Annotated in this window: 2 protein-coding genes; one reads left to right on the top strand and one right to left on the bottom strand. The window is 35.1% G+C overall.

What is annotated here, in order from left to right:
• Positions 1-84: 84 nt before the first annotated feature.
• Positions 85-1,392: a glycosyltransferase family 4 protein gene (locus tag FJR05_RS20365; RefSeq protein ID WP_168645809.1), complete on the bottom strand. Its 1,308-nt coding sequence runs from the start codon at positions 1,390-1,392 to the stop codon at positions 85-87.
• 578 nt (positions 1,393-1,970) lie between these two features.
• On the opposite strand from FJR05_RS20365, the gene FJR05_RS20370 reads away from it, so the two are divergent.
• The coding region (locus FJR05_RS20370) for a Wzz/FepE/Etk N-terminal domain-containing protein (protein ID WP_254446992.1) at positions 1,971-2,783 on the top strand (813 nt) is incomplete at its 3' end.

Below are 2,783 nucleotides of genomic sequence, written 5' to 3' on the forward strand. Positions count from 1 at the left end.
ACCCTATAAACTCTCGAAAGTGGGGGGAGAGTGAAAAACTACAATTTGTTCGCACACTGACGCTGATTAGGCTGGAGTGACGTTTCAAGTTATGGATTGTTCTAGCACATTGATGTACTGTTTAGCGATGATTTCTGGCGTAAAGTTGGATTGCAAATATTCGCGGGAGGCATTACCCATTTTTTCTGCAATTTGGCGATCGCTCTTTAAGTTGAGAATAAATTTAGATAAACTATCACTATCTCCATTGTCAATGCTGATACCAAACTCACCATCGGCTATTAGCTGTCGCAGGTAGGAGTTTTTTGGGCAAATAGCTGCTATGGGTCTTCCCGCAGCTAAAGCTGGGTAGAGTTTGCTAGGAGCAACTAGGCTTTCTAGACCAGCTTCTACACTAACTAATGACAAATCGCAAGCTGTCAGGGAATACGGTAACACACTCTTGTCTTGATAAGGAAGAAACAGAAAGTTTTTTAGTCCCAATCGGTTGACATCTTGAATAAAACTCTCCCGTTTTGGTCCACCACCAATACAAACGAACTGAATTGGTTCATTTTGCAATTTTTGAGCAGTTGCTAAAATAGTGTCTGTATCATGACATCTACCCATATTACCAGAATAAAGAACTGTAAATATGCTGTCCAAGTTATGTTGTTTAGCAAACCAGTTTTTTTCTTTGGTAATGGGTAAAATTAACTCAGAATCTCCCCAACTGTGAATCACAGACACCTTATCAGCTACTTCTGGACAGATTGCTATGACTCTCTCCTTCATAGCAGGACTCAGGACAATAATCCCTTTAGATTTTTGCCAAATCTGGCGGTTGATTGCCCACCAAAACTTGGCTAACCAATGCTTATGAGAAACTACTCCTAAAGCGATCGCAATGTCTGGATACAAGTCATATATTAAACATACATAGGGAAATTTTAATAACAAATGAGTTAAATATCCGGCTATAGATAAGAAAGGAGGTGCTGAAGTTAATAAAAACACGTCATTTCTGCGAGCATTCTTCATAATATGCAAAAAAGCCCGCAATGTAAATAAAACACCACTTATAGCTTTTCCCCGAATCCTATCAGACCATATCTGAGTAGATCTGGATCTTTGGACGCGAACATTGCCCAATTGCTCTAATGCTGGGGCTTGAGCCGTAGTAAAAGCATATCCTGGTTGTCCAGTAAATACTCTAATCCTAATGCCTTGTTTCTCCAACTGTTTGACTAGTTCTTCTATTAACTGTCCTGTTGCCGCATAGTCTGGGGGAAAAAACTCAGTTATCACAGACAAAGTAGTGAGTTTGTGATACAAAATATCACTAATTTTAGAAGGCTGTTCAGCCTCTATGGTATGCAAAGGAGATTTTACAGAACTCTTACGATTGGACATTATATTAATTCTTTTTAAATCCTGATTTTTACTTGTTAGAGAATTTGAATTTTCCTGCCTTTTGTTCAGTGTTATTATTTATACGAAGTCGTTAAGGAAATTTACAGACAACTAAACTAAATAACAGTGACTCACTTAGTCAAACATTTGTTTCCCCAAATAATCTTCTATCATCTTCAACATCTATTGTCAAGCATGGCAGAATTATTATATATCACCTAGTTGGTTTCAATATTTTAAGTATATTCACTTAAAGTCCAAGATTCTTAATGCTGGATCTCAGTGAATGAATAGACTTGTTATAAGTGGATAAGTGTGATTAAATTATATATTATATAGTCCTGGAAAAAACTTTAAGTATATTCACTTAAAATTTAATCCGATCCACTTACTTGCATATACTTAGTATTAAGTGGTTTGAACACTCTTAATAACGCATCTACTTAATTCTTACATTTTTTCTCTAGCAATACAGGTAGCTAAGAAGTCAATTCTTCTAAAAATTTGGATACAACCATGAAATATTAGGTTGATTATTCAATTTTTCTAAAAAAATCTATCACGGATCATTTTAATCTATGACTACATTAAGTTTTAATGGCAATGAAAACCCTAATTTTCATCCCTTCAGAGGTACAGTTTTCTCAACCTTGGAAGAAACATCTGGAAGTGGGGATTTACGACAAACATTGGAAATACTCAAACGTAGATCACTTGTTATATCAGGAATAGCTATTGTTGTTAATAGTGCAGTTGCTTATTCAACACTAAACAAAGAACCAATATATCAAGGCAACTTTCAAATATTAGTTGAATCTCTTAATGAAGATAACAGTTTAGAAAAGTTAAATGCATTAAACTCTAACATTGCCAAACCTAGTTTAGATTATGAGAGCCAAATTCAGGTTCTTAAAAGTCCAAAACTTCTACAAAGTGTGATTAAAAAATTAAATAAATCATATCCTGAACTTACTTATAATTCTCTGATAAAAAGTTTAACTATTCGTCGCTTAGGTCAAACTAAGATAATAGAAATAAGTTATCAAAGTCATGATACTGAAAAAATCAAAACTGTATTAAATACAATTTCTAAATTCTATCTAGAATATAGCTTAAACAAGCGACAAACCAAACTCCGTCAGGGAGTTCAATTCGTGGAGAAACAACTACCTGATATCCAGGGTCGGGTGACACAGTTGCAAAAAGAAATGCAAGTATTTCGCCAAAAATATAATTTCATTGATCCACAAAGCCAATCTACCGCAATTTCTCAACAAGTCCAATCTTTGACACAACAACGATTATCTGTAAATCAACAGTTAGCTGCTGCTAGAGGCAATTATCTGAGATTGCAAACAGAAGAAGGACAATTGGCAGTTCTCAATGATGCC

Origin of the sequence: Dolichospermum sp. UHCC 0259, assembly GCF_009711935.1 — a bacterium.
Classification (GTDB): Bacteria; Cyanobacteriota; Cyanobacteriia; order Cyanobacteriales; family Nostocaceae; genus Dolichospermum.